Annotated in this window: 25 protein-coding genes; 11 read left to right on the top strand and 14 right to left on the bottom strand. The window is 56.9% G+C overall.

The genetic code is table 11. The features are described 5' to 3' along the window. Window positions 1–9: 9 nt before the first annotated feature. Together ACNA0I_RS07975 and ACNA0I_RS07970 are read right to left on the bottom strand one after the other, a co-directional pair. On the bottom strand, window positions 10–462 hold the full coding sequence (locus ACNA0I_RS07975; RefSeq protein ID WP_415805538.1) for a MarR family winged helix-turn-helix transcriptional regulator: 453 nt from the start codon (window positions 460–462) through the stop codon (window positions 10–12). Window positions 463–525: 63 nt separating this feature from the next. After that, window positions 526–1,599 carry an adenosine deaminase gene (locus tag ACNA0I_RS07970; RefSeq protein WP_415805537.1) on the bottom strand — a complete coding sequence of 358 codons (1,074 nt, stop codon included), beginning with the start codon at window positions 1,597–1,599 and terminating at the stop codon, window positions 526–528. A gap of 161 nt (window positions 1,600–1,760) precedes the next feature. On the opposite strand from ACNA0I_RS07970, the gene ACNA0I_RS07965 reads away from it, so the two are divergent. Together ACNA0I_RS07965 and ACNA0I_RS07960 are read left to right on the top strand one after the other, a co-directional pair. Next, window positions 1,761–4,268 carry an AsmA family protein gene (locus ACNA0I_RS07965; protein ID WP_415805536.1) on the top strand — a complete coding sequence of 836 codons (2,508 nt, stop codon included), beginning with the start codon at window positions 1,761–1,763 and terminating at the stop codon, window positions 4,266–4,268. Next, window positions 4,265–4,651, top strand: a complete 387-nt coding sequence (locus ACNA0I_RS07960) for an MOSC N-terminal beta barrel domain-containing protein (protein WP_415805535.1) — start codon at window positions 4,265–4,267, stop codon at window positions 4,649–4,651. Before ACNA0I_RS07965 ends, ACNA0I_RS07960 begins: the two co-directional genes overlap by 4 nt. Before the next feature lie 115 nt (window positions 4,652–4,766). Here the strand turns inward: ACNA0I_RS07960 and ACNA0I_RS07955 are convergent, their stop codons facing one another. From ACNA0I_RS07955 to rsmD, 4 genes are all read right to left on the bottom strand, one after another. Continuing rightward, window positions 4,767–5,972, bottom strand: coding sequence for a benzoate/H(+) symporter BenE family transporter (locus ACNA0I_RS07955; RefSeq protein WP_415805534.1), 1,206 nt, complete (start codon window positions 5,970–5,972; stop codon window positions 4,767–4,769). Then, window positions 5,969–6,223 (bottom strand): YfhL family 4Fe-4S dicluster ferredoxin, encoded by a 255-nt coding sequence (locus ACNA0I_RS07950; RefSeq protein ID WP_415805533.1) that lies wholly within the window; start codon window positions 6,221–6,223, stop codon window positions 5,969–5,971. The genes ACNA0I_RS07955 and ACNA0I_RS07950 overlap by 4 nt, the downstream gene beginning before the upstream one ends. 311 nt (window positions 6,224–6,534) lie before the next feature. Further along, window positions 6,535–7,059: a pantetheine-phosphate adenylyltransferase gene (gene coaD, locus ACNA0I_RS07945; RefSeq protein WP_415805532.1), complete on the bottom strand. Its 525-nt coding sequence runs from the start codon at window positions 7,057–7,059 to the stop codon at window positions 6,535–6,537. A 58-nt stretch (window positions 7,060–7,117) separates the two neighbouring features. Continuing rightward, the gene (gene rsmD, locus ACNA0I_RS07940) at window positions 7,118–7,699 is read right to left on the bottom strand and encodes a 16S rRNA (guanine(966)-N(2))-methyltransferase RsmD (RefSeq protein ID WP_415805531.1); all 582 of its coding nucleotides are present in this window, start codon (window positions 7,697–7,699) and stop codon (window positions 7,118–7,120) included. A gap of 651 nt (window positions 7,700–8,350) precedes the next feature. On the opposite strand from rsmD, the gene ftsY reads away from it, so the two are divergent. Continuing rightward, a complete protein-coding gene (gene ftsY / locus ACNA0I_RS07935) occupies window positions 8,351–9,604 on the top strand; it encodes a signal recognition particle-docking protein FtsY (protein ID WP_415805630.1) in 1,254 nt (417 codons plus the stop codon). A 194-nt stretch (window positions 9,605–9,798) separates the two neighbouring features. Here ftsY and ACNA0I_RS07930 read toward each other — a convergent pair whose 3' ends face one another. After that, a complete protein-coding gene (locus ACNA0I_RS07930; RefSeq protein WP_415805530.1) occupies window positions 9,799–11,451 on the bottom strand; it encodes a CYTH and CHAD domain-containing protein in 1,653 nt (550 codons plus the stop codon). A gap of 217 nt (window positions 11,452–11,668) precedes the next feature. Between ACNA0I_RS07930 and ACNA0I_RS07925 the strand changes: the two genes are divergently transcribed. Next, complete coding sequence (locus tag ACNA0I_RS07925; RefSeq protein WP_415805529.1) at window positions 11,669–11,971, top strand: ArsR/SmtB family transcription factor; 303 nt, start codon at window positions 11,669–11,671, stop codon at window positions 11,969–11,971. 61 nt (window positions 11,972–12,032) lie between these two features. Beyond that, complete coding sequence (locus ACNA0I_RS07920; RefSeq protein ID WP_415805528.1) at window positions 12,033–13,010, top strand: zinc-dependent alcohol dehydrogenase family protein; 978 nt, start codon at window positions 12,033–12,035, stop codon at window positions 13,008–13,010. A gap of 155 nt (window positions 13,011–13,165) precedes the next feature. On the opposite strand, the gene phnE (ACNA0I_RS07915) is transcribed toward ACNA0I_RS07920, so the two are convergent. Genes phnE (ACNA0I_RS07915) through phnD form a run of 4 tightly spaced genes read right to left on the bottom strand, consistent with a single transcriptional unit; the run spans window position 13,166 to window position 16,627 of the window. Then, window positions 13,166–13,990, bottom strand: a complete 825-nt coding sequence (gene phnE / locus ACNA0I_RS07915) for a phosphonate ABC transporter, permease protein PhnE (RefSeq protein WP_415805527.1) — start codon at window positions 13,988–13,990, stop codon at window positions 13,166–13,168. Further along, a complete protein-coding gene (gene phnE, locus ACNA0I_RS07910) occupies window positions 13,987–14,826 on the bottom strand; it encodes a phosphonate ABC transporter, permease protein PhnE (protein WP_415805629.1) in 840 nt (279 codons plus the stop codon). Before phnE (ACNA0I_RS07910) ends, phnE (ACNA0I_RS07915) begins: the two co-directional genes overlap by 4 nt. Window positions 14,827–14,843: 17 nt before the next feature. Continuing rightward, complete coding sequence (gene phnC, locus ACNA0I_RS07905; protein ID WP_415805526.1) at window positions 14,844–15,614, bottom strand: phosphonate ABC transporter ATP-binding protein; 771 nt, start codon at window positions 15,612–15,614, stop codon at window positions 14,844–14,846. A gap of 2 nt (window positions 15,615–15,616) precedes the next feature. After that, window positions 15,617–16,627, bottom strand: a complete 1,011-nt coding sequence (gene phnD, locus ACNA0I_RS07900) for a phosphate/phosphite/phosphonate ABC transporter substrate-binding protein (RefSeq protein ID WP_415805525.1) — start codon at window positions 16,625–16,627, stop codon at window positions 15,617–15,619. A gap of 343 nt (window positions 16,628–16,970) precedes the next feature. Here phnD and ACNA0I_RS07895 point away from each other — a divergent pair, with 343 nt between their 5' ends. From ACNA0I_RS07895 to ACNA0I_RS07870, 6 genes are all read left to right on the top strand, one after another. Beyond that, complete coding sequence (locus ACNA0I_RS07895) at window positions 16,971–17,540, top strand: SH3 domain-containing protein (protein ID WP_415805628.1); 570 nt, start codon at window positions 16,971–16,973, stop codon at window positions 17,538–17,540. A gap of 109 nt (window positions 17,541–17,649) precedes the next feature. Further along, the gene (locus tag ACNA0I_RS07890) at window positions 17,650–17,787 is read left to right on the top strand and encodes a zinc ribbon-containing protein (protein ID WP_415805524.1); all 138 of its coding nucleotides are present in this window, start codon (window positions 17,650–17,652) and stop codon (window positions 17,785–17,787) included. A 57-nt stretch (window positions 17,788–17,844) separates the two neighbouring features. Further along, the gene (locus ACNA0I_RS07885; protein ID WP_415805523.1) at window positions 17,845–18,606 is read left to right on the top strand and encodes a hypothetical protein; all 762 of its coding nucleotides are present in this window, start codon (window positions 17,845–17,847) and stop codon (window positions 18,604–18,606) included. Next, on the top strand, window positions 18,603–19,064 hold the full coding sequence (locus ACNA0I_RS07880) for a hypothetical protein (protein ID WP_415805522.1): 462 nt from the start codon (window positions 18,603–18,605) through the stop codon (window positions 19,062–19,064). Before ACNA0I_RS07885 ends, ACNA0I_RS07880 begins: the two co-directional genes overlap by 4 nt. Before the next feature lie 274 nt (window positions 19,065–19,338). Next, window positions 19,339–20,994 carry an AAA family ATPase gene (locus tag ACNA0I_RS07875; protein ID WP_415805521.1) on the top strand — a complete coding sequence of 552 codons (1,656 nt, stop codon included), beginning with the start codon at window positions 19,339–19,341 and terminating at the stop codon, window positions 20,992–20,994. Between the two features lie 135 nt (window positions 20,995–21,129). Next, complete coding sequence (locus ACNA0I_RS07870) at window positions 21,130–21,756, top strand: hypothetical protein (protein ID WP_415805520.1); 627 nt, start codon at window positions 21,130–21,132, stop codon at window positions 21,754–21,756. Window positions 21,757–21,953: 197 nt separating this feature from the next. Here ACNA0I_RS07870 and ACNA0I_RS07865 read toward each other — a convergent pair whose 3' ends face one another. From ACNA0I_RS07865 to ACNA0I_RS07855, 3 genes are all read right to left on the bottom strand, one after another. Continuing rightward, entirely contained in the window at window positions 21,954–23,024 is a 1,071-nt protein-coding gene (locus ACNA0I_RS07865; RefSeq protein WP_415805519.1) for a DUF4062 domain-containing protein, read from the bottom strand. Between the two features lie 254 nt (window positions 23,025–23,278). After that, window positions 23,279–23,788, bottom strand: coding sequence for a GNAT family N-acetyltransferase (locus ACNA0I_RS07860; protein ID WP_415805518.1), 510 nt, complete (start codon window positions 23,786–23,788; stop codon window positions 23,279–23,281). 212 nt (window positions 23,789–24,000) lie between these two features. Then, window positions 24,001–25,389, bottom strand: a complete 1,389-nt coding sequence (locus ACNA0I_RS07855; RefSeq protein ID WP_415805517.1) for a transposase — start codon at window positions 25,387–25,389, stop codon at window positions 24,001–24,003. Window positions 25,390–25,461: the final 72 nt, after the last annotated feature.

The following is a 25,461-nucleotide window of genomic DNA, read 5'->3' as shown; positions in this document are numbered from 1 at the left end:
GAGGCGGGCTCAGTTTTCCGGGTCAATGCGCGATGTGCCTGCTTGCGCAAAATTGCGTTCCAGTACATCCAGTGCATGTGTCAGCGCCTGGATGTCTTCGTCGGATAAGCCTTGCAACGCGTCCTCAAAGAACGCTTCCCGTCGAGGCAGCGCGTCGTCGACCACCGCGTGGCCAGCCGGCGTCAGCGAAGCATTGGTGACCCGGTTGTCATTCTGATCCGCGCTGCGAGTGACCCAGCCTTGCTGTTGCATGGCTTGCAGCAAACGGGTCAGCGAAGCCGGGTCCAGCCGGCATTGTTCAGCGAGCATTTTTTGCGAACACTGGCCATGTTCATGCAGCGTGAACAAAATGCGCCAACGCGGTAAAGCATGCCCCACCCGGCCGCTGAAAGCGGCCTGCATGGAGCGATAGGCTTGGCCCAGATGCTGGATGACTTGCAGCCCTTGGAGTTGTTTCGGCAAAGTGAGGTCTCCTCGCGCAGAGGCCGGAAAGCAATGAGTTGAGACAGATTGTGCCAGGAAACGTCAGGTCGCCGTTAACGGGGCCGTCTGTTCCGGTCCGAACTGGGCTACCGTGCGCGCCAGCTCATCATGCCAACGGGCTTTTTGCTCGTCGGATACAAAGCTGGCGTCAAAGCTGTTTTTCGCTAACTGCACGGCGTGGCTGGCGCCCAGTTGAGGTAGCGCCTCGAACGTTTCTACAAAATTCTGATTGAGGTAACCGCCGAAATAAGCCGGATCATCCGAGTTCACCGTCACGCATAAACCTGCGTCCAGCAGTGCCGCCATATTGTGAGCGGCCATCGTATCGAAGACACACAGCTTGATATTGGACAGCGGGCAGACGGTCAACGGAATACGTTCGCGGGCCAGGCGTTCAACCAGCAGCGGGTCCTCGACACAGCGCACGCCATGATCGACACGTTCCGCGCCCAGCAGATCCAGCGCGTCGCGGATGTAATCGGCCGGGCCTTCCTCACCGGCGTGCGCCACGATACGCAAACCCAGTTCGCGGCATCGGGCAAACACACGGGCGAATTTTTCCGGCGGATTGCCGCGTTCGCTGCTATCGAGCCCAATGCCGATAAAGTGCTCACGATAGGGCAGCGCCTGCTCTAGCGTGTCGAACGCGTCGGCCTCGCTCAGATGGCGCAGGAAACACAGGATCAGCGCGCTGCTGATGCCCAGCTCCTCGCGCGCGGTATCGCAGGCGCGCGTCAGGCCGCGGATCACCGTTCCTATCGGAACGCCGCGCGCGGTATGGGTTTGCGGATCAAAAAACAGCTCGGCGTGTACGATGCGATCTGCGGCGGCGCGATGAAAATACGCCATCGCCATGTCACAGAAATCCTGTTCATGCAGCAGGACGCCCGCCCCGGCGTAATAGATATCCAGAAAGCTCTGCAGGTCGGTAAAGGCATAGGCGGCGCGCAGCGCCTCGATGCCGTCATAGGGCAGGGTCACGCCATTTCGCTGCGCCAGGGCAAAGATCAATTCGGGTTCCAACGTGCCTTCGATGTGCACGTGGAGCTCGGCCTTGGGCATGGTGCGCAGCAATTCGAACAGCTGCTCGCGGGGAAAATCAGTAAGTATGTGCATATTAAGAGCCGTATTTATCAGTAAGTTAGCTCAGATTCCGGTCCCTGGTTTGTTACCATAGCGGCACGCCGCTGGCTCGAAGCGGCTGGAATCGCCCCATACCATACCGGATTCGGGCGATTACCCCTATTATTCCCAGTCGAGGTACCCGCGGGGCGGCGATGAAAACGTGGTTTAAGCGCATAGTGATTGGCCTGGTAGTGTTGGTTCTTGTGGCCGTCGTCGGCCTGGCCATCTTTTTGCTCACGTTCGACCCCAACGCGTACAAGTACAAGTTGGAAGAGATCGTCCAGGAGCGTTACCACCGTACGTTGGCGATTGACGGCGATATCGAGCTGTCGCTGTTTCCGCGTATTGGATTGGCAGTTCAGGGCGTGTCCCTGTCGGAAGTCAACAATTCCGAGACCTTTGCCTCGATCGAGAGCATGCGCCTGGCAGTCGCAGTCTGGCCCTTGCTGTCGAGCAATCTCGTGGTGGACCATGTCACCATCAATGGTTTCAAAGTCCGCGCCGTGCGCGACAAAAATGGCCATCTGAACTTCGAGGACCTGGTCGGTGGCGGCATCATGTCCACCGACAAGCCCCGCGGCCCCGCCGAGGCGACTGTCGGCGCGATGGCCGGGGCGGCGCAGGCGCTCACCACGGGGGGCGCATCGGCACCCGCCACGATGCAGATCGATATCGCCGGCCTGGACCTGCAATCGGGCGAATTGCAGCTCCAGGACGAAATCTCCGGCATGGCCGTGGCCGTGACCAATCTGACGGCCAACACCGGCCGCGTGACCTACAAACAGCCGTTTGACGTCACCTTGTCGGCCCGCGTCGAGGGTGGCAATCCTCGCATGGACGCCAACCTGACGGGCCAGGGCTTGTTGATGCTGGACCCGCTGGCCAGGCGTTTTGCGGCGCAAAAGCTCGATATGCGCATGGACGGCAATGTGCTGGGCGCCGAGGCCAAGAGCCTGAGCGCCCGCGGCAATCTCGCTTTCAACGGCCAGACCTCGTCCGTGGACGTCAGCGGGCTGGAGATCCTGTTCCAGGGGAACGTGCCGGATCAGCCCTCCCCAATGAAAAACGTCGAAGCCAGCGTGACCATTCCGAAGCTCGCGATGGATCCGCACAAACTAGAACTGCAGCTGGACAAACTCGCCGTGCGCGCCAAGGGCGCCTTGCCCGGTGGGCCATTCGAGCTGGCCGCCGACGCTCCGGGGCTGAATATCTCGCCCTCCGAGGCGACCGGCCAGGCGCTGACGGGGCGGGTTCGCCTGCAGGGCCTGGACGCCAGCTTTGGCTTGAACGGCATCAGCGGCAATGCCAGCGAGCTGGACATCAAGGAAGTCAAATTCGACAGCACGCTGACCAAAGGCGAACGCGTCATCAAGGCCGCATTCAGCTCGCCCGCGACGTTCAATCTCTGGCAGCGCGCCATCAGCCTGCTGACCTTGCGAGGCGAATTCAACATTACCGACCCGGGCCTGCCCAAAGGCAGCCTGCAGATCCCCGTCATCGGCAGCATGAACGCCAACCTGCAAAAAGACCAGGCGGGCGCCAAGATCAACGCGGTTCTAGAGGGTGGGAAATTCGACCTGACGGCCGATGTCAAGCAACTGTCTGCCGTGCCCGACATCACATTCGCCCTGGCGGTCGATACGCTCGACCTCGACAAATTGGCACCTCCGGTCGGGCCGCCTGCGCCCAAGGCTCCCGCCGGTGATGGCAAGCAAGACGATCCCGAGAAAAAGCCCGAGACCGCCCCGCCTGCCGAGGCGCCAGCGGCTACCGACGGTTCGATTGATTTGTCTGCGCTGGTGGGCCCCACGGCAAACGGTACGGTCAAGATCGGCCAACTGGTCGTTCGCGGCCTGAAAGCCAGCGACTTGACGTCCAAGATCAAACTCGAAAAGGGCAAACTCGATATCTCGGCACTGGCAGCCTCGTTGTACGACGGCAAGCTTGCGGGCACGCTGTCCGTCGATGCTGCCAACAGCAATCAGATCGCTACCAAAATGACCTTGGCTGGCATCTCGATCGGGCCCTTGCTGACCGATCTGATGAAAAAATCGGTCTTGACCGGCACAGGCAGTCTCGCCCTGGATCTGAAGACCGCCGGTTCGAATTCCTATGCATTGACCACCGGCCTGAACGGCAGCATGCAACTGCGGTTGCGTGATGGCGCCGTCACCGGCATCAACGTGGCGCAGACATTGCGCGACATCAAGGCTTCCTTTACCGGTGCCGAGCAGGACGCTGCGTTGCCCGCCGATCAGGCACGCAGCACCGATTTCACCTCACTCGAGGCGGACCTGGTCTTCGTAAAAGGTATCGCTACGGCGAAACGCCTGGACATGGCATCGCCCCTGTTGCGTGTGTCTCAGGGTGATCCCGCAGCGATCGATTTCGTCCAGAACATATTGAATTTTGTCGCCAAAGTGCGTGTGGTCAACACCTCCACCGGCCAGGACGGCAAAGACCTCGAGGAACTGAAGGGCATCACTATTCCGGTGCTGATCAGCGGTCCGTTCGACAAGCCCGTCTACACCGTGCAATGGCGCGGCGTAGCGACCGAAGCCCTCAAAAAAGGCCTGGAAAAACGCCTGAAAGACGCCCTCCAGGATGAAAACGTCGCGCCTAAAATCGATAAAGCACTCAAGGGAATCCTAGGTAAATGAGCACATCCGCTTTTCAGCCCATCGCCGAATGCGGCGTCACTGCTCAATCCCAGGCCCAGGATTATCACAAGCGCTGGCTGATCTCCAACGATGCCGGCACGTGGTTGAATCGCGCTCTCTGTCCGCGGCTGGCCGAGATCAGCGTCGAATTGCGCTTGGGCTATCTGGTCATGAAAGCCCCCGGGATGTTGCGCCTGGACATTCCGCTTGATGTCATCGAGGACGATGACAGCGTGCGCTATCAGATCCGCCTCGGCGATCAGACCGTGGATGTGGTGGACGAAGGTGAGCTGGCCGCAGCCTGGGTATCCAATTTCCTGCAGATCCCGTGCCGGTTGCTAAAAGTGCATCCCGAGATGGAGGCGGTGCACTGGCCTGCCTGATGGGGTTGCTGCTTTAACGGCGCGTCCCGCAGCAGGCCGCGTGATCGCGAGAATGTATTGCGCCCAACTGCGCCGTGCGCGCGTCACACGGTATGCCGGATAGCGTGGGCGTTGCTCAACGCCGCTTGTATTCAAACACCCAATGCGCAATCAGGCCTGCGACCAGACCCCAAAAGGCTGACCCGATTCCCCAGGCGCTGAATCCCGACGCCGTGGCCAATAGCGTGATCAATGCGGCTTCGCGACGCGCCGGATTCGCCATGGCGTTGGCCATCCCGCCCAAAATCGCACCCAGCAAGGCGAGGCCCGCCAATGCAGCGATCAAGGCTGCGGGCAGCGCCTGAAAGAACACCGCCACCGCGCCCGCCACCACACTCAGCAAGATATAAAACACGCCGTAGGCAACGCCGGCAATATAGCGGCGCGAGGATTCTGGATGGGTCTCGGGACCAGTACAAATCGCCGCCGTGATCGCCGCCAACGTCACACCGTGCGATCCGAAGGGCGCCGCCAACAGGCTCAGCAAACCGGTAGCCCCCACCAACCGAGAGGCCGCGGGCCGATATCCGGACGCCTGCAAAATCGCCAGGCCAGGCAGATTCTGCGAGGCCAATGCCACCACAAAGAGCGGAATCCCCAGGCTGATGGCGATCTGCCAGCTAAAGGCCGGTGTCGTCCAGACGAACTGCGTCAGTTGCCAGTCCACATTGCCGAGCTGCAACTGACCTGCCGCCGCCGCAACCACCAAGCCCACCACCATGACAGCCATGATCGCGTAGCGAGGCATCCAGCGTTTGCTCAGCAAATAGGCAGCACACATCGCCAGAATCAGCGCCGGTTGCTTGCTGAGATGCGTAAAAATCCCGAAGCCAAAATTCAGCAGTACGCCTGCCAGCATCGCACTGGCGATTTCGGCCGGCACGCGCCGCATGATGGGATCAATCCAGCCAAACAGGCCGCATGCCAGCGTCAACGCCGAGGCCAGCACAAAGGCCCCCACAGCCTGATCAAACGGCACCCCAACTAATGCGGTGACCAATAGCGCCGCGCCCGGCGTGGACCAGGCCAGCACAATAGGCATGCGGCTGCGCAGGCTCATCACCAATCCGCCCACGCCAACCGCCAGGCAAATCGAGGCCAGCCAGGAACCGATATGCGCAGCATCCAGCCCTGCACTGTGCCCGGCCTGCACAATCAGCACCGCTGTGCCGCCAAAACCCACCAGGACAGCCACAAAGCCGGCCACAATGGCCGAGAGGGAAAAATCTCGCGCAGGGGGATTGCGCGGCGTCACAGAGACAGTGGCGTCGGAGGCGTTCACGCGGCGGATTTTGTCAGGCGATAGTATTTGGCCATGAGGGCTTCCTGCCCTTCGTGCCACTGGGGATGCAATTCAATGCATTCAACCGGGCACACGACCTTGCACTGCGGTTCGTCATGATGCCCCACGCATTCCGTGCACCGGCCCGGGTCGATGACGTAATAATCCTCGCCCATCGAGATGGCCTCGTTGGGGCATTGCGGCTCGCAGACGTCGCAATTAATGCATTCTTCGGTGATCGTTAAAGCCATGACAGAGGGCGAATCGGCGCAGATGAGCAGAATATAACCATTGTACGCCCGCCGCGCATGAGGACCGGTGGCAGCAAGCGATGCGCTCCAGGATGTACGGGGTTCATAAGCCCCATACGTGGGTGCTGCCGATGCTGAGTATGGATCCGTTATGCGTTGAGGCCATTCGTCCGCCGTACGCGAGCTTTCGCCGCGCTTGCACCGCGTCAGCAGTGCAAGCGCGCCGGACAGGATATCTGTTGGCGGCGAGTCATCTTGCGTGTTGACTGAACGATCGCCAGATCAGACCGCTGCTCGTGAGGCATCCCGCATTATGCGGTCGGCGTCCCACCAGCGGCCGGCCAGGACTGCTCGCGGTGTTCCTTGGCCTTGGCTTGCAGCCAGCGTTCGACCGATGGGAATACGAACTTGCTGACATCACCGCCCAGTTGAGCGATTTCACGCACAATCGTGCCCGAGATGAACTGGTACTGATCCGACGGCGTCATGAACATCGTTTCGACTTCGGGCAGCAGGTGACGATTCATGCCAGCCATCTGAAACTCGTACTCGAAATCAGACACCGCGCGCAGGCCGCGCACGATCACACGGCCATTTTGCTCGCGCACAAAGTCCTTGAGCAGCCCGGCGAAGCTGCGGACCTCGACGTTCGGATAATGTCCCAGGACTTCCTGGGCGATTTCTACGCGTTCGTCGACGCTGAAGAACGGTTTTTTGTTGCGGCTGTGCGCGATGCCCACGACGACTTTGTCGAACAGGGCGGCAGCGCGGCGCACCAGATCCTCGTGGCCGCGGGTTAGCGGGTCAAACGTGCCGGGGTAGACAGCGGTAATCATGGGGGCTCCGTATCCTCGTAACTTGCTTAAACCTTCCTCCGAACTGCGGATTATTGATCTATTTCTGCATTGCAGCAAATTGCACCAGTCCGTAGTGCACCGCCCCGGCCCGATCCTGACGCAATACCTCGAACTCGTCAGGGGGGGCCAGCACAGCCTCGGACTCTACGTAAACCAAGCCATCTTCGGCCAAAATGCCGGGTAATAATGGCCATAAACGGGGCAACCAGTCCTGATTGAACGGCGGGTCCAACAAAATCAGATCGAACCGCGACGCGTCCATACGCTGGACAACTTGTAGTGCCTCGCCTGCGTGAATGCGCACCGCGTCTGCCTTGAGCTTGTCGCGCAATGCCCGCAGCGCAGCAATGGCCGTACGGTCATTTTCGACCATTTGCACCTGCGTGGCGCCGCGCGACGCCGCCTCGAACCCCAGGGCGCCGCTGCCGGCGAACAAGTCCAGCACCCGTTTACCGGTGTAGTTTCCATCCCACAAATGGGTCAGCCAGTTAAACAGCGTTTCCCGCACGCGGTCTGGCGTGGGGCGCAGGCCCGGCACATCGGGCACGGCGATAGGCGTGCGCCGGTATTGTCCGGCAACGATACGGATGGGCTTATTGCCCGTATTTGGTTTTTTCAAGAAAGCGAACCTCCAGCGCGAATATAGCAGCCGGGTAGGGGAGTCGTGCTGCTGCACTGCGGGGAACGGAATATACTTTCACCCATGTTCCGTTTCTTCAAGAAAAAATCTCCGCCGCCTGCCGCGCCGGTGCAGCCCGACGCTGCCCCGCCCGCAGACGAGCCGCGCCTGGCCGACGAGCCCGCGCCCCAGCAGACCCCGGCCGAGCCTCCTGCTGTTCCTTCCTTGCCCGTTGCGCGTGCCAACGAGGCCACCAGAGACCAAGCGCCTGAACCCGGCGGTCACGCAGGCGATACGCCGTCCGCGGCGCCCGCGCCGGCCGAGCGTCCGCCCAGCGAGCCTGCGCCGGTGGCTTCGGCCCCCGCGCCGACCCACGCAGGCAGATCGTCCATGGCCGGTGCGCTCGCGGCCAGCTCGGTGACGACCCGGCCTGCTGCAGCGCCGGAAACCCGTCCCCCTGCTACACCAGCCAGCGCACCTGCATCCGCGCCACCAGCAGCACCGGTAGCGACGGCATCGCCGCAGTCGCCAGAGACTGCACCGGCCAGCGCGCCAGCATCCGCGCCACCAGCAGCACCGGTAGCGACGACGTCGCCGCAGTCACCAGAGGCTGCAGCGGCTGGCGCTCCTACGTCTGCACCGCCAGCATCAGTGGCGCCCGTGCCGGCGCAATCACCGGCGACTGCACCGGTCAACGCTTCTGCATCCGCGTGGCCAGCGGCGCCCGTAGCGACCACGTCGCCGGACTCCCCAGAGGCCGCACCGTCTAGCGCTCCTGCGCCTGCTCCTTCAGCGCCGCCCGTAGCGGCAGCACCGGCGCCTGCGTCGGTTTCGTCCAACACGCCTGCGCCAGCACCGGCACAAGCGTCAGCGTCTACATCGGCCACCGTTGCGACTTCTGCCCCAGCGTCGCCCGTAGCGACAACGCCGCCGCAAGCACCTGCCGCCGCAGCGCCTGCACCATCCACGCCGCCCGCCGAGCCCCCGGCCAAGAAAACCTCGTGGCTAGGCCGCCTCAAACAGGGCTTGGCACGCACGGGGCAAAGCCTGGGCGGCCTGTTTGTCGGCGTCAAAGTCGACGAAAACCTGTTCGAGGAACTCGAGTCCGCGCTGATCATGGCCGATGCCGGGCTGGAGGCGACCGAAAAACTCCTCACCGCACTGCGTGCCCGCGTACGCAAAGAACGCATCGAAGACCCGGCCCAAGTCAAAATCGCATTGCGCGCTTTGCTGGCCGATCATCTGCGCCCACTGGAGCGTACCTTTGACCTGCAAAAGGCCAAGCCGCTCGTCGTCATGATCGCTGGCGTCAACGGCGCAGGCAAAACCACCTCCATCGGCAAGCTGGCCCATACCTTCCAGCGCCAAGGCGCGAGCGTACTGTTGGCCGCGGGCGATACCTTCCGCGCCGCCGCGCGCGAGCAATTGATCGAATGGGGCAGCCGCAATAACGTCAGCGTCATTGCCCAAGAGGGCGGTGATCCCGCCGCCGTGGCATACGACGCCGTCAACGCTGGCCGCGCACGCGGCACAGGCGTGGTCATGGTCGATACCGCTGGCCGCCTGCCCACGCAGTTGCACCTGATGGAAGAGCTGAAAAAGATCCGTCGCGTCATTGGCAAAGCCGACAGCGCCGCCCCTCACGAAGTCCTGCTCGTGGTCGACGGCAACACCGGCCAAAACGTGCTGGCGCAAATCCGCGCCTTTGACGCCGCCATCAACCTGACGGGCCTGGTCGTCACCAAACTCGACGGCACCGCCAAGGGCGGCACGCTCGCCGCCGTTGCCGCAGGCAGCAACGGCGTGCGTCCGATCCCGGTTTACTGGATCGGCGTAGGCGAGGGCATGGAAGACCTGCAGCCTTTCGTCGCTGACGAGTTCGCTGGCGCGCTGTTGGCCGATTAAACGTCAGCGTCGCGTCCGCAACATCCCATGACACAGGGCCGCCGGTCTGCATCGACCGAGCGGCCCTGAAATTTTGACGCGATGCGGCCATCCCGCCGAAATCGCCTGACAGACCTTCTAATGAACAGACCCTCCGTATTACGGGAGGGTCTGTCAGCAATCAGGCGCCGGCTAGTCAACTGGCGACCTTCACGTCATTTCCAAAACGGCTTACTCGCCGCCAACTGATCGAATGCCGCTTGCGCTTCGACGGTCAGTTTTTCCAATCGAGCACTGATCCACCCCAACGCAAACCATGCTTGCGGATGCGTGCCAACGCAGGCCTGGTAATAATCTTTCGCCATTGCCAGATCGTTGATCTCACCCAACAGATCCTGCACCTGCGCCAACTGCTTGCGATAGCCGCGCAGCCGCACTTGCGGCAGCAGCGATTCCGCGAACGCCAGACCATAGCGCAGGCGTTTGCCGCGTTTGCGCAGATCATGGCGTGCCGGAATATCCAGCGCCGCAAAGTTCTTGCCTTGCTCGGCCACCTTGGTGTGCCAACGATGCAAACGCTTGGTCAGCAGCTTGCGCAACGTAGGCGGCTCGGTGTTCGACGTCATCGGAATAATCAGCGTAGGCGTTGCGGCAGCCGTGGGCGCAGTCCCATCCAGACTGAAACTCGGCTCGGGCGCAGCGTCAGAGGGCTCGGCCATCACAGGCAGGGCCGCCGGCGCTGGCGGCTGCACGTCCAGACTCCATTCCAGCGTATCCAGCAACCAGCCTTGAAAGGCCTTGCCCGACGCAATGCTCTGCGAATCCACATCCGGCGGCGGCACATCAAAATTGATGACCGGCATCCCGGCGCGTTGCAACACTGGCGTGACCGTTTCGTTCAACACATCCTGGTCGCGGTTTTGCCCAAACGCGGCAAATAGCGTACGCACGCCTTCCAACACGGGGGCGGGCGGTGGCGCAATCCAGCCGTCGAACAAACGCCAAACCGAACGCAAGCGACGCATGCCTACCCGCAACTGATGCACGTGTTCCGAGTTGCCGGCAGGATAGATCCCCAACGTATCCACCTCTGCCAACACAGCGGCGTTACGAGCAATCTGATCCAGACATTCTCCGGCGATGCGGCCCATCGCCTGAGGCGGCGTCATGCTGTCATCCAGCGATGCCGGCGCAGCGCCGCACGGCGCCCAAAAGCGCGCAATCGCTTTGCTGCGACGTTCTTGCAATGTATCGGCATCGCCCTTGGCATCCTGTTCCGCCAACTCGCGCGCCAGACCCGCGAGCGCATCGCCGCGTTCCGATTTACTGCGTGCATCCAGCACCAGGCCGTGACGCTGCTGCCAGCGGCGCGCTACCGAGAAAATAGCGGCAGGGCGGCCCGACACCAATTCAAATTCCAATTCCGAAATCGGCAGCTCCAGTGACGCGGCGCGCAACACGCCCGTGTCGTAGGCCAGCTCGATCGTGCCGTGGCGGCTGCGGACCTTGCGCAGCAGGCGCTGCACATCGGTCTCGTAGCGCAGGCCCAATTCGCCCTTCAGCGAGGACAGTGGACCTTCAAACTCGGTACCCGCATAGACCGACAAATCCAGTACCGGACCTGGGCGGGGATGATTGATCTCGACCCGTGTGATGGCATCCGCGCCAGGCATCTTGAGCGTCTGCACCCAATCCCGGCCCTCTTTGCGCAGCCGCAACGCAATACGCGCACGGGCCAATTCTCGGGTCGGAGTATCAAAATACAGGGCATGCAGCCGGATGCGCGTGGCGTCCTGTTGGCGGACCTCTTGTAAAACTGCCCGGCGCGCAGCGGCGGGGACGTGCAACTTCAATTCTTGTTCTGACATGGTCCGCGATCAGTACTTTGGGAATCGGGCATGTTACCTAACGCGACCTGAATTTTGATGACATGTCATAAATAATTCATCAATCGGCGCGAGCACTCTGTTTTCACCCAACGCAACGCAGTGGTTTGCCGCGATGGCCGTCCCTACCGTTGTTCAACTCGTCTGCGCAGGATTTTCAGTAAATTGACATATCGCTAAATTCCGATATAATCATCTCATGGACTTACTCGAAATATTCAAAGCCCTCTCGAACCGCACTCGTCTTGAGATCGTGCAGCGGTTAAAGGACCCCGTAAAGAACTTCCCCCCGCAGGACGAAGGGGACGTTCATACGGTAGGGGTCTGTGTCAGCAGTATCCAAGAGGGCATTGGTCTTTCGCAGTCCACGGTCTCTGACTATCTTGCCACTCTGCAAAGAGCTGGCTTGGTTGAAGTCCAACGCATTGGTCAGTGGACCTATTACAAGCGAAACGAAGAAGCCATCAGTACCCTCGCCGAACTCATCGGCAAAGACCTTTAAAAATTTTTATCCTTAAATATCGAAAAATCCCGATATCCCTTTTTATCGAAGTGAGATTCCAATGAAAGCAATCATCCTCAACACTTTTGGCGGTCCAGACGCATTTGAACTTGGTGAAGTGCCCAAACCAGTACCGGGGGCAGGGCAAGTGCTGGTTCGGGTTCACGCGACTTCCATCAACCCCTTGGACTATCAGGTCCGGCGCGGCGACTATCCCAGCCTGGTGCCACTGCCGGCCATTACCGGACACGATGTTTCCGGCGTGGTCGAAGAAATCGGAGCCGGTGTGACAGCCTTCGCCCCAGGCGACGAGGTTTGGTATACGCCACAGATCTTCGATGGTTCAGGCAGCTATGCCGAATACCACGTTGCTGCTGAAAACATCATCGCGAAGAAACCTGCTTCACTCAGTCACCTGGAAGCCGCGAGCCTGAGCCTCGTCGGAGGAACAGCATGGGAAGCGCTCGTCGTGCGCGCCGGACTACGCGTCGGGGAAAGCATTTTGGTGCATGGCGGAGCAGGAGGCGTAGGGCATGTGGCCATTCAACTGGCGAAGTCCATCGGTGCCAGAGTAATAACGACTGTGCGCGAGGAAAACTTCGAGTTCGCACGCCGCATGGGAGCCGACGTCGTCATCGACTACACGAACGAAGACTACGTCGAGGCTGTCATGCGTGAAACAGCGGGCCAGGGCGTCGACGTCGTTTTCGATACTATCGGCGGCGACACGCTTTCCCGCAGTCCGGATGTGCTGGCACAGCTCGGCCGGCTCGTTTCGATTGTCGATATCGCGCAACCGCAAAACCTCATTAACGCCTGGGGCAAGAACGCGAGTTATCACTTCGTGTTCACCAGACAGAATCGTGGCAAGCTCAATGAACTGAGCGCGTTGGTTGAGCGCGGCCAACTGCGGCCTCATGTCGGGGCGACATACTCATTAGCCGACATTCCTCTCGCTCATGCTCGCCTCGAGAGTCCTGATAACGGACTGCGCGGAAAAATCGCTATTGCTGTCATTCCGTCAGCGAATACGGACTGAACGTGACCGAAACCCGGCGAGCGTAAAACTGATGGCGATCAAGCTAGCTGCTGCGGCAGCTAGCTTGATTCGTCGACTTTTATCATGACCGGTGCGCCACTCCACAATGCCGTGTCGCCAGAGAATATCCGCGCTGAATAATAGTTTTAATCGCGCTACAAAATCCGTTTACGGGCCTGCGTAATAATGACTTCCGCGACAATCACCACCGCGAAAATTGCCGCCAGCACCAACGCCACACGATCCCACTGGAACAGATTCAACGCCGTATCCAGCGCCATCCCGATCCCGCCTGCGCCTACCAGACCGAGCACCGCCGATTCGCGCACATTGATATCCCAACGCAGCAACACAATCGACCAGAACGCCGGCCGGATCTGCGGCCAATAGCCGTACCACAGCACAGCGCCCGAGCTCGCGCCAGTCGCCGTCAACGCCTCTACCGGACCGCGTTGGGCTTCCTCTATCGCCTCGCCCACGAGTTTGCCCACAAACCCGATAGACCGAAACGCAATCGCCAGCGTACCCGCCAGTGCTCCGGGCCCGAATATCGCGATAAACAGCAGTGCCCACACCAGCGAATTCACCGAACGGCTCGACACCAGAATCAACCGCGCGAACTGATTGATCAGCCGATTCGGCGTCAGGTTGTTCGCCGCCAACAATCCCACAGGCACCGCCAATATCACCGACAGAATCGTGCCCAGCGTGGCAATGTGCAGCGTCTCCATCAACGCGCCATGCACGCCCTCTGGGTAATACGCCCAGTCGATCGGCCACATCCGGCCAAGCAGATCAGCCATCTGCTCCGGCGCGTCATACAGAAACTCGGGGATGACCTCGACGCTGCGCAGCGCTTGCACAATCGCCGCCACCACCACCAGATACAACGCAAAGCGCAGCAGCCGCTGCCCCATCGTGTACCGTTGCCATGTGCGCGGATACTCGCTCACCGTCAAACTCGTTGCGGAGGTATTCATGCATCCTCCTGCTGATTCAGCGGCTTTTTGCCCAACCCACGCGCCGCGCTAAAGCGACGTTGCAAAATCGTATCGAATCCCAAATTGTCCAAGAACACCGCACGCACAAACCGCGCCAGCACCTCGCCTATCATGATGATCACAATCAACGTAATCAAAATCGCCGCGACAAAGTCATAATCAAAACGTTGGAACGCCGAGAACAACGTCCCGCCGATCCCGCCTGCGCCCACGATCCCGACCATCGTCGAATTACGTAAATTCGAATCGAACTGATACGTCGCAAAACCAATAAAACGCGCAAACACCTGCGGCAGCACGCCAAACAAAATCACATTGGCAAACGACGCACCTGTCGCGCGTACCGCCTCGACCTGCTTGAGCGAGATCTCTTCGATAGACTCGGTAAAGAGCTTTCCAATAAACCCCACCGACGCCACCGCCAACGCCAAAATCCCCGCCAGCGCCCCAAAGCCCACGGCCTTGACGAACAAGATCGCCACAATCACCGGATGCAGCGAACGGCACAACGCCACGATGGCGCGGGCGGGCCAAGACGCCCACGACGGCATCAAATTTCGCGCACCCAACAACCCGATCGGCAAGGCAATGATGATCCCCAACACCGACGCCAACACCGCGATTTCCAGGCTTTCTGCGAGCCCTTGCCACAGCGTGTCAGGCTGTTGAATATGCGGAGGAAACATCCGCCCCAACAACGTCGCCGCATGGCCCAAGCCATTGTGAAAGCGTTCCAGACTGAAATCCAGTTGTCCCGCCGCATACAGCGCATACAAAAAAATCAGCAAAGCACTGAGCTTTGCCTGCCAAGACATCGCAAACGGACGGCGCTTTACTCCAGCCACGACTCGCCTCCGTAGATCGCCTTCAGCGTCGCGGTATCCAGGCCCTGGCCATCACCGTCATACACCACATGGCCGCCTGACATCCCCACGATACGGTTGGCATAACGCCGCGCCAACTCGACATCGTGAATATTCACCAGCACCGGGATGCCACTGGCATTGCCTTGTTCGGCCAACAGCTCCATGATCTCGACCGAGGTCTTCGGGTCCAACGACGATGTCGGCTCGTCGGCCAACAGCAACTGCGGCCGCTGCATCAACGCCCGCGCAATCCCCACGCGTTGCCGTTGTCCACCAGACAACGCATCGGCGCGTTGATCCCCAAAACCGCCCAGCCCCACGATATCCAGCAGCTGATAGGCCCGCTCGATATCATCCGGTTCGAACCGGCGCATCCAGGCCTTTAGCGCACTGCTATAGCCCAGACGCCCCGTCAGCAGGTTTTCCATCACCGTCAGGCGCTCGACCAGGTTGTATTCCTGGAACACCATGCCGATCCGGCGCCGCGCCTGGCGCAGCGCCGTGCCACGAATGCCGGCCAGATTCACCGTGCCCGCATCCGTCTGCAGCACGATCTCGCCGCGCGTCGGATCGATCAGCCGATTGATACAACGCAACAGCGTGCTCTTGCCCGTGCCTGACGGCCCGATGATGGCCGTCAGCCCCTGACCCTGCACATGCAGGTCGATGCCTTTCAGGACGGGTTGGCCGGCCCGGTATTCCTTGACCAGGCCGGTAATGCGTAAAGACGTGGACATGCTTACTGCTTACCTTTGCTTTTTGCGGCTTCTTTATCGTAGGCGGCGCGGTTAAAGCTCTCGCCACCGGCTTCGGCGACCTGGCGCACGATGGCCCAGTCTTTCTGGTACGTGACCGGATAGAAACGATCCGCGTCATCGAACGCCTTTTTCATTTCATCGGGGAACCGATAGTCGTAGAAGCACTTCAGCATCTTGTCGCGGAATGCCGGTTCCAGATCATGCGCGTACGAAAATGACGAGGTCGGGAATTTCTCGCTGGTGTAGATGATGCGGAAGTCGTCTTCCTTGATCTGGCCACGTTGCGCCATGCGATGGAACACATCCGACGCGACCGCGGCGGCGTCATAGTCGCCCGAGTTCACGCCCATCACGGACTGATCATGCTTGCCGGAGAAAATGACCTTGTAGTCCTTGTCCGGCGTCAGGCCTTCCTTGGGGAACAGGGCGACCGGCGCCATGTGGCCCGAGTTCGACGACGGCGAGGTGTGGGCGAGTTTCTTGCCCTTTAGATCCGACAGCTTTTGATAGGGGCTGTCTTTCTTGACGATGACAATCAGGTTATAGCCCTGGAAGCCATCGGCGTAGCCCTTGACGGCAAAGGGTACGGCGCCTGCGATGTTCACGGCGAATGCGGTGGGGCCCGTCGAAAAACCGCCTACGTGCAGGCGTCCCGAGCGCATGGCTTCGATTTCGGCGGCGTTGCTTTGCACTTGATAGAACACCACGCGCTTGCCCGTGCACTCGGCCAGGTAGTCGGTGAACGGCTTGAAGATATTCGCGTAGACCGCGGGGTCCTCGACCGGGGTGTAGGTGAACACCAGGGTGGATGGAGTCTTCTGTTTGGAAGCATCCGTGGGCGTGTCCGCGACGAGATCTTTATTCGCGTCGCAATACATTTGGTCGAGGTCGCCGCGGTTGGAGCAGGTGTCGGCATCCGCCGCGTAGGCGGCGTGAGTACCAAAGATCAAGGCCGCCGCGGCAGCCGTACGCAACAGGCGCAGAGCGTGCATGGTGTGTCTCCTGTGTATGTGTCTTGAAATATTGCTGTAGTGAGACATTCAAACACAAAAAAACGAACCTGATCAGCCGGGAAATCACCTACGTTTATTTGCGAAAATTGTTCGGGTGTTTTCGTTTTCTTCGGTTTTTGTTGTTTTGGGACGAGTGGGGTTGGAGTGAAGGAAATTACGGCCCGGCCACTCATGTAAATGGAGGTTCAGGGTAACTCCCTATTCGGATTTGAAATATTTAGATTCATTATTGGTAAAAAATTACAGTTAGTGCAGCGTGCTTTGGGAGGAGCTATGGCCGAGAGAGCCTTTGTTGGAGACAACGTTCGCTGCGTCGCCGCTCATGCGATATAGGTCGTCAAATACCTTTGCGTGGCTATGCGTCGTGATGTTTGCAGTGTTGCTTGGAAACTGTTCCAAGCAAAAAGCTGTGCCAACGCCGCCTGCGTCGAATTCGGTGAGTGCGACTTCCGCTCATGTTGCGTCCACTGTTGCGCCAGTCGTTGATCCATGGACGGTACAGGCTCCAGAGCCAGAGTTTTTTGTGCGGCCGGCGTCACTGAAGCAACGCGCATCACCCAATGGCACGGTGGTTGGAAGCCTAATGCGAGGGGTTTCAGTGAAAGTGTACGTGCGTCAGGGGGGCTGGGGGCGTATCACGCCGGATGGTGAGCCGGAACGTTGGGTATCAATGACGCATCTTTGTTCGGATAGGAATTGTGCTGTTTTGCAGAAAGATGCACCGAAGAAAAGCTCCGCGCAGCTACAACAAAGCACGCCCTCATCTCCTCGTATTAATCGCTTCACGTCAACGTATTCCGCAGGATGCCCTTGTTCATCCTCTAGCAATTGCATCGGGCCGAGAGGGGGCAGGTATTGCATCACGTCTGGAGGCAATAAGCGATATCGATAGGGATTTAGAAATTGAAATCGGCGACTTGCTATTAGAGAAAAAGAACCGAGGGAGTTAGTCCGGCCACGGTGAATTCAATTACGGACTATACATTTCACAGGAGAAGAAAATGTCGACTACCGGAGAGAAGCCGGGAAGAGGGACATACGTTTGTGTTAGCTGCGGGCAACGGATTTTTCTTGACGATAACTCTGATGTTTTGCCGCCATGCTCAAAATGTCATGGGACTGAGGAAATTGAGTCGTAGCTTTACTCTCGATAAGGATACCTGGACTCTGCATCCACCCCTCGTTTGAACGCAAACTTGTCAAAAGTCATGTTTAAATCGCCTGAACAAACACCGTTAGTCAGCACGAAGTCGATCATCGTCGCCTTGGCTCTAGCCATAATTGGCATTGTGCTTATTGTTCTCGGGAATGCAATCGATCTTAAATATTGGAAAATTGATTTTGGATCAAACATTGCTGGAGTTGGCGCTCTGTTTCTTGTTATTGGAATACTGCAGTGGTTCTTTGACAGATACGTCCGCTCGGCATTCTTTGCGGAAGTTCGAGAAGAAATCCTAGGGAGCACCCAGGCAGCCCAATCAGGGATTTGCGGCTTCTACGAAGACTCGAAATCCGTTAACTTCACTGAGTATTTTATTTCTTCGACGGATTTGACGATTGGTGTAAATTATTCCGGAAAATTGATTGACAACTGTATAAAACTTCTTGCTGAGCGAACAAGGAAAGGTAATAAAACTACCATTATTACGATAAAAACCGGAGGCTATGCTCAGAAATTTATCGAAGCGGACTATTCTCACGCTAATGTGGAAGACGGCCTCAGAAAGATCGACGATATAGTGAATAGCCTTGACTCGGAACGAAAGCTGATCCAAATTAAGCGCGTCTCGACTGTGCTGCGCTACTCCTTTGTTCACTTCGACAGTCGCATATGGATTGTGTTTGGGACGAATGGCCCGGGAAGGCGGGCGGTGCCGGGATTTTATGTGTCGAAGAGGACACCTTGGCATTCTCACTTTGAAGAAGACATTCGACTTCTTTTGGAACGAGTAGAATGAGTATGGCTGAAAATAATCTGGTTTTGGAATTAACAAACCTGCTTCAACGGTACTCGCGGATTGAGGTGGAGCAGACATTACGTGGGCTATCCACTATGGATCGCAACAGCGATGTCTGCACGATACTCGTGAATCAAGGTTTGCACAGTTTTCCCGACTACGTCTTTCGGGGCGAGAAGTACGTTTTTTATGAAGGTTCTGCTGATCTTTCCTCATCTGAAGCGCTTGCCGATTTTGCAAAGGAACGCTTGGAAGGCCTCGCTAAATTCCTAAAGCAAAGGAAGTGGTCAGAGGTGTATATAGTAATTTCTGGGCAAGCCGCTTTATGCATGCTGATCAAGCTTGCCGTTTATAGAATTACGCATATCGAAACTACAGATTGGGTCTTCGATGGCCGAGGGAATTACATTTCTCTAAAACTACCGCTCAGGTCGATCTTAACTTCCTCATCGACTTGAATTTCTCTGTCATATAGCGCAGATACTCGGAATGTCAGCATTGGCCAACCTCCGATCGGTGCAGTAAATCCCGGTGCATTGCGGTTGTGGGTCGAGAGCGGCCCTGCGCGAATGCCCGTTTTCCGTCAAGAGCGGCCAGTTGTCAACAGTCTCCTCGGATCGTTTCTCATCCTTTTTGACCAACCGCCGTAGAATCGAGACGAGCATTAAAGACGTCCGATAATCTAGAACTGCCAAACGGAATTCTTTATAACTTTAAAGCAAGGGTCGGGTAATGCAGCACATTTCCACTCAATATGCAGGACATCGTTTTGACTTCGAGCAGGTTAACGTCATCCTCGGAGCTAACGGCTCCGGTAAATCTAAGCTTCTAAATGAAATTAAGAATGGCGCACACGGACAGAATAACTGTAAGGTCGTGTACATAGAGGGCGGTCGAACGATAAAAATAGCGGACGTTTTAAAATTTGAAGTGCAAAACTTTAGAAACTATGATGTATTCGAAAAAATCGTATCTAACTACGAAGAGAAAAGGACCTTATCTCTTGCGGACAGATTGTTTGATGCATTAGTTGTTCTCGATAGGCGCGATGCGCAGATCAAGGCTGAACACTCAGACCTTGTGAGTCAATGGGTGGAAGGGGGACAGCAAGGGGAATGCCCAAAAAGACAACAACCACCTCTCGAGCGTCTATTCGAACTATTTAATGAAATTTTCCCTCTTATTTCGCTGAAATACGAATCCAATGCCAAGCGTCTTGTTGCGTCAAAAGGCGGAAATTCATACGGTCCCTCTGAGATGTCCGACGGCGAAAAACAAGTCTTCTCGATTTTGGCCGATTTATTAGAACTTACTCCGGAACATACCGTGATCATTGCGGATGAGCCAGAGCTTAACCTACACCCAGAGTTGGCTGAGCGACTATGGACACTGCTGGAAAACGAATTTCCCGAAAAGATATTTATCTATGCGACACACAGTATCAGTTTTGCGCTTCGCAATAACGTCCGTAAAGTGTGGATTATCAGCGCAGACGCAGCAAACATCGCCGAATTCACAGGCTTAAGCTCCCTTCCCAGAGCGGAAACTACGGCTTTGCTCGGTAGCCTCCCGGGTATTCTTTCAGCTAATCAAGTGATTGTTACTGAAGGGCACGAAAAGTCATTCGATGCGATATTTTATCGTTGGATCATGGGTGACAGCACAATTGAGATTTTTGCTGCTGGTGGGTGCTCCGATGTGGTTTCTATTGTTGACAAGAGCGGCGTCTGGGAGAAGATAACGTCGAGAATAGCGCTAGCGGGAATTATTGATTCCGATTATCGGGATGAAACATATCTGCATGAGCTGACATCAGCAAGTATTCATGTGCTGCCATTACATGAGGCTGAGGCCTATTTATGCGTCCCGGATATCATTGTGGCAGTAGCATCTAGGATAGGTTCAGTAGAGCCTCCACTTGCGAAGGAAGTAATCGTAGCCGCGATTCTCAAAGAGCTTGAAGACAGGAAGCTTATAATCGCCGCCCGACGAGTCTTTGCTGCCTCCCATATACGCCTGGGCCTCAGTCTCGATCGGAGTTTATTGAGTGCAGCCGGTAATCGGGAGCAATTGCTTCAGAAAATGCGAGAAGCGGCTGAAACGGAGATTGAAAAGGCGCACCAAAAACTTTCACCAGAGATAGTCGAAGGCCAACTGGATGCCGTAGTAGCAGAAATTGACGCAGTTATCGCCGCAACTGATATTGAGAGAGCACTAAGGTTATTGCCGGCTAAAGAGCTTGCTCACAAATTAGCGCCACGTGCGGGCTGCAAATCTGCTGCTGACCTGATGCGCTCGCTCCGTCATAACTTCAAGCCTGTCGACTTTAGCCTCACTGCAGAGTTGCGTCAGAAATTACGCTTAGCCTTGGTTTACACGGCTGAATGAGTGCCTTTGGTTAGTTGTCACATACTACGAACGGCAGCTAAGGGTCGAAAGCAGACACCCACTGACAGCTTGCGGCCAGGAGCGGTCACCCGGTGTGTCGCTAAGATTGACCATTCACAACCATGGATTTGAACCGTGTTGTCTGTATCCGAACTAATTCTTTCTAGCTATCAATTGGCAGCACAGCAGCAAGTTGCTATTACTCAAGCGTGGGTTCAAGGGTCACATCGCCTGGGCGGATCATTGTCTAAGTCTGGACTTCATACATCCATTCAACGAGTAGGCCGACTGGATGCTGTGCTCAGATGTATGGAAGATGAGTTAATAAGTGAGGTTTTGAGCGATGAGATACGCCCATGGGTCGCAGAGCCGCTGGGTTCGCTGTCCGAGATATGGATAGGGCAAGTTTATGAAATCATCCGCTTATCCCAAGAGCGCAAGCTAATTGCTGACAGTTCTTTTTTGAAGGCTTTAGCTCATGATTTCCGACTACTGCGAATCACAATGGAAAAGCATGAAATTGCGCAAGATCGAAGCCTATCTGAGCCAATAGCAATGTTTCGCGTACCTGCTAAAGAAAATGATGTGGACTACATGTACGACAAAAAAGACCCACAACGGTCGCATATCATGCCAACTGGAATTTCCCACCGAGGATCATTTCAATGGCTCGCTATAGATGTTTGCAACTCGCCGGCCCAACGGTGGCTTGAGCGCAGAGAACTATCTGACAGAGTACTGCAGTTATTGCTGGACGCTTAGATATTCTTTCTAGGCCCAATCTGGCATCCCTTCACTTCAGATACGGCCGACCGCTATGGGTCGAGAGCAGTCTTTCGAGACTGTCTGAATTCGACCTAAAGCAGACTGCAAACTATTAAGGTGTGACGCGAGAGGCAAGACTCGGCTTGCTGGGGCTGGCCCTCTCGATGGAAGGTTTAAGCTTCAGAGTCTCGAACTCAAAGTTTTGCTTTTGCCGATCGCGGCGGCCGCTTAGCGGGGGCCTTCGTTTCCCCGTTCTTGGCTTGCGGAGTATCGTTTTGGACAACTGGTGGGTCGGATTTCTTCTTTTTGAGAAGATGTCTCTTCTCTATATCGGCCAAGAATGCACTTCCCAGCGGGGTAATCGTGTATCGTCGATAGCGAACTCCGGCCACCTTCTCACTCACTGCCAACCCGTGGACCTGAAGCTTTGGACACACGTTGAAGAAGAAGAAGGACTCACTATCACTCCCACCAATCCGATTGGTGACTCCACTGATAAGCGTGTCCTTATTGCTATAGAAGATGCTCAGGAGATCAACTGTGGTCTCGGTTCCGTCTGCCAACTTCGCAGGGATCTTGATATCGATCGCTCCTAGAACTTCCCGGAGCTCTGCGAAAGTTTCAGCCTGCTTCGTAGATTGAGAGAATGTTCGCTTTTCAAGCTCCAGCATCGACTCCTTGAGCTGGCGGTTTTCTTCTGAAAGCTTGGAGATTTCTTCAAAGAGAGGCTTTGTGTCAACTACTTCGTCTGCTCGAACCCACCCTTTGAGCGATCTATTGGCTGCAAAGTCGGCTAGTGTTTCGTGAACGCATAGTTTTATGTCCTTGGGGTCATCGAAGAACGAAGAAATACTCCCTAGGACCTTTTGCCTAAAGAGGCCTAACTCCTTGGGGTTCTCCTTTTCCATAAATGTCGAGCCGTTCGAGCGAATCTTTGCCTCTAGGCAGTCATCCGTTATGACTACTGCAAAAAACGGCTTTCCTTGCTGTATCGCGTAGTCATACTCCAGTTCGGTATAGCTAATCCCAGAGCTAGGCTCGACCGATCCGTATCGCCCGCCAAGAATTAGCATGTAGACATCCGATTCGTCGATCCATTGCTTGATGGTTGCCATCTGCGAGCGGTCAGCGGATGTAAATAATTCCATTCCCGCCGGGATATGCCCAGCTTTCAAAATCGCACTCACTGCCGCCTGACGTTCTGGAAGCAGGTCTGTAAACGTGCTTGATATGAATACCTGTAGACGACGCTTCATTTGAGTCATGGACCTCGTGAAATTTAACTAGATTTAGACGACATGCAAAAATGCTCGTCGTTCTTGTAAGAATGAATTTATCCGTAATGATGAGAGTGAGCAATCGCAAGTAAATCTTTTAGGCAAACCTAAAAGATTGAAGCCTATTATGAGTGGTTAAAGAACCATGCTGGAATGACTGCTCACGGCCGAAAACGGACGTTTTCGAGTGACTGTTTTCGACCCAAAGCCGCCTGTCGGCTTTACGCAGAGGGAAAGCTCACCTATTTGTGCAGATCGGCAAGCAAAGCCCAACGCTCATGGTCTCGCCATTCGCCGTTTATGCAGAGATAGCTTGGCGAAAAGCCTTCATATTTGAAACCCACCCGACGCACAAGTGCGATCGAAGCTGCATTCCCAGGTTGGATGTTCGCCTCCAGCCGATGCAAGCCCAGTTCGCTGAACGCATAGTCCACAGTCGCTCGTAGCACCTGAGTCATCAACCCGGTCCGGGCGAAATCCTGCATCCCGTAGTACCCGAGATATGCACTCTGAAAAGCGCCTGCGACTATCTCGTTAATGTTTACTACGCCAATAACTTTCTTAGATGCCAATTCTCGCGCAATGAGACCGACGTTCGGTCCAGTGAGGCCACGGGAAAACCAATTATCGAATCCCGCCTTATCGGTAAAGGATGAGACCCAAGGTAAGTGGTAGTCCTGATTTGCTAAGTTAGCGGCAATTAATTCGGCGGCGTCAGTGGGAATCACTCGACGTATCTGAATCACGCTCATGGGCCTCCATCGTGTAAACATGGGCAGGCCTAGATTGTCGCCGATCTGACCTCTCCCAATCAATGTTCGCTTCTGGCCGATTCTGTTGAAAAACTCGATTGCTCGTCGCAATTTGTCGCGCTTGCAAGCCCGATGACCAGGCGGCTTTCGCCTTTTTTCGATTGGAACCGGGTACTGATGCCCGGTTGCCTTGTTAATCGGTGGGTTTCGCCTCAAGCGGGCGCACCTGTGCCCTGAACCGGTGGCCCCTGAGAGGTAAGCATCGCAAGACGACGTAGGTTCTGAACGGCTGCTGCGAGCGTGAATTCGTCTGCTGCACCAGTGAGTCCGCGCAACCGCAAGCGGTCAATCTTCAAAATACGTTTGAGATGTGCAAACAACACCTCGACTTTCTTTCGTTCGTGACGTGAGCGCTGGTATTGCACGGTGGCGCCGATACGCCTGGCTACGTCGCGTGCATCCTCGTAAATGCTGCGAGCGATCTTACGCATCGGCGTATTAGGGCAGCACCGCGGCTTCATAGCGCACGTACCGCAGTCCTTGTTGCTGGCCCGGTAGATTACGGTGCCTGCCCTGGTGACGTGAGTGCGCTCGATCTTAAATATGCGCCGCTCACTGCGCAGTGCATGCCCCTCGGGGCAACGATATTCGTTGGCCTCGCCATCCCATTGGAAGTCGCTGCTCGATAGACTGTCGTCCTTGCGCTGGGTTTTGTCCCAGACGGGGACGTGCGGCTCGATCCCCTTGTCTTGCACCATCCACGCCAGCATCGGAGCCGTGCCGTAAGCGGTATCGCCGATGAGCCGTTCAGGGGTGATGTCGAATCGTTCCTCGACACGATCCACCATCGTCTTGGTAGAGTCCACTTCTGCGGTGCGATGCGCAGGGGTAGCTTCGACGTCGAGGATCACGCCATGCTCAGTATCGATCAGATAGTTCGTCGAATAGGCGAAGAATGCGGGGCCGCCAGGGGCGGCTGTCCACCGTGACTGCGGATCGGTCAGCGAGATCCGCCGGGGAACGGTTTGCTCAAACGCTTCGTCGCCGAGCGCTTCGAGATACTCGCGCACGGCACGCGTGCTGAGTGCGGGGTTCGACCAGTCGGTGACCTCACTGGCAGGAACACCGCGCTGGCGGCTCGCATCAGCGGCCACGACGCTGGCGTCGACAGCGAAGCCTTCGCCTTTGACTAGGCCCGCAGCCATGCAACGACGGACCACTTCATCGAACAACCAGCGGAAGGTATCGCTGGCTCGGAAGCGTCCGTGTCGGTTCTTGGAGAAGGTCGAGTGATCGAGCACTGCATCCTCGAGGCTGAGACGACAGAACCATCGATAGGCAAGGTTCAGTTGAACCTCTTCGCACAGACGTCGCTCGGAGCGGATGCCGTAGCAATACCCAACGATCAGCATCCGGATCATGAGTTCGGGGTCAATGGAGGGGCGGCCCGTATGGCTGTAGTGCTCTGCCAGGTGTCGGTGGAGTTCACTCAGATCCAGGCAGCGATCGATGGCTCTCAGAAGGTGGGTCGGGGGAATGACGTCTTCAAGGTTGAAGGCGTAGAACAACCGCTCTTGTCCGCCCGCTTGATGACCCATCATGTCGGTGCTCTCTGAACTCGTTGGCGCTTTGCAAATTCTGCCAGACGACCGCGACCGCGGCGAGTTTTTCAA

Origin of the sequence: Bordetella muralis (assembly GCF_965139205.1) — a bacterium.
Classification (GTDB): domain Bacteria; phylum Pseudomonadota; class Gammaproteobacteria; order Burkholderiales; family Burkholderiaceae_B; genus Bordetella_A; species Bordetella_A muralis.
Note: the sequence above shows the minus strand (reverse complement) of the source record. Positions and strands in the feature narration are given on the sequence as shown.

Coding starts and splice junctions, on each gene's coding strand:
- ACNA0I_RS07865 (WP_415805519.1), bottom strand. CDS start 23,024: ATGACTCAAATGAAGCGTCGTCTACAGGTATTCATATCAAGCACGTTT.
- ACNA0I_RS07875 (WP_415805521.1), top strand. CDS start 19,339: ATGCAGCACATTTCCACTCAATATGCAGGACATCGTTTTGACTTCGAG.
- ACNA0I_RS07965 (WP_415805536.1), top strand. CDS start 1,761: ATGAAAACGTGGTTTAAGCGCATAGTGATTGGCCTGGTAGTGTTGGTT.
- ACNA0I_RS07950 (WP_415805533.1), bottom strand. CDS start 6,223: ATGGCTTTAACGATCACCGAAGAATGCATTAATTGCGACGTCTGCGAG.
- phnE (WP_415805527.1), bottom strand. CDS start 13,990: ATGAATACCTCCGCAACGAGTTTGACGGTGAGCGAGTATCCGCGCACA.
- ACNA0I_RS07855 (WP_415805517.1), bottom strand. CDS start 25,389: ATGATGGGTCATCAAGCGGGCGGACAAGAGCGGTTGTTCTACGCCTTC.
- ACNA0I_RS07880 (WP_415805522.1), top strand. CDS start 18,603: ATGAGTATGGCTGAAAATAATCTGGTTTTGGAATTAACAAACCTGCTT.
- ACNA0I_RS07970 (WP_415805537.1), bottom strand. CDS start 1,599: ATGCACATACTTACTGATTTTCCCCGCGAGCAGCTGTTCGAATTGCTG.
- ACNA0I_RS07890 (WP_415805524.1), top strand. CDS start 17,650: ATGTCGACTACCGGAGAGAAGCCGGGAAGAGGGACATACGTTTGTGTT.
- phnD (WP_415805525.1), bottom strand. CDS start 16,627: ATGCACGCTCTGCGCCTGTTGCGTACGGCTGCCGCGGCGGCCTTGATC.
- ACNA0I_RS07930 (WP_415805530.1), bottom strand. CDS start 11,451: ATGTCAGAACAAGAATTGAAGTTGCACGTCCCCGCCGCTGCGCGCCGG.
- ACNA0I_RS07960 (WP_415805535.1), top strand. CDS start 4,265: ATGAGCACATCCGCTTTTCAGCCCATCGCCGAATGCGGCGTCACTGCT.
- phnC (WP_415805526.1), bottom strand. CDS start 15,614: ATGTCCACGTCTTTACGCATTACCGGCCTGGTCAAGGAATACCGGGCC.
- ACNA0I_RS07920 (WP_415805528.1), top strand. CDS start 12,033: ATGAAAGCAATCATCCTCAACACTTTTGGCGGTCCAGACGCATTTGAA.
- phnE (WP_415805629.1), bottom strand. CDS start 14,826: ATGTCTTGGCAGGCAAAGCTCAGTGCTTTGCTGATTTTTTTGTATGCG.
- coaD (WP_415805532.1), bottom strand. CDS start 7,059: ATGATTACCGCTGTCTACCCCGGCACGTTTGACCCGCTAACCCGCGGC.
- ACNA0I_RS07860 (WP_415805518.1), bottom strand. CDS start 23,788: ATGAGCGTGATTCAGATACGTCGAGTGATTCCCACTGACGCCGCCGAA.
- ACNA0I_RS07895 (WP_415805628.1), top strand. CDS start 16,971: ATGCGATATAGGTCGTCAAATACCTTTGCGTGGCTATGCGTCGTGATG.
- ACNA0I_RS07925 (WP_415805529.1), top strand. CDS start 11,669: ATGGACTTACTCGAAATATTCAAAGCCCTCTCGAACCGCACTCGTCTT.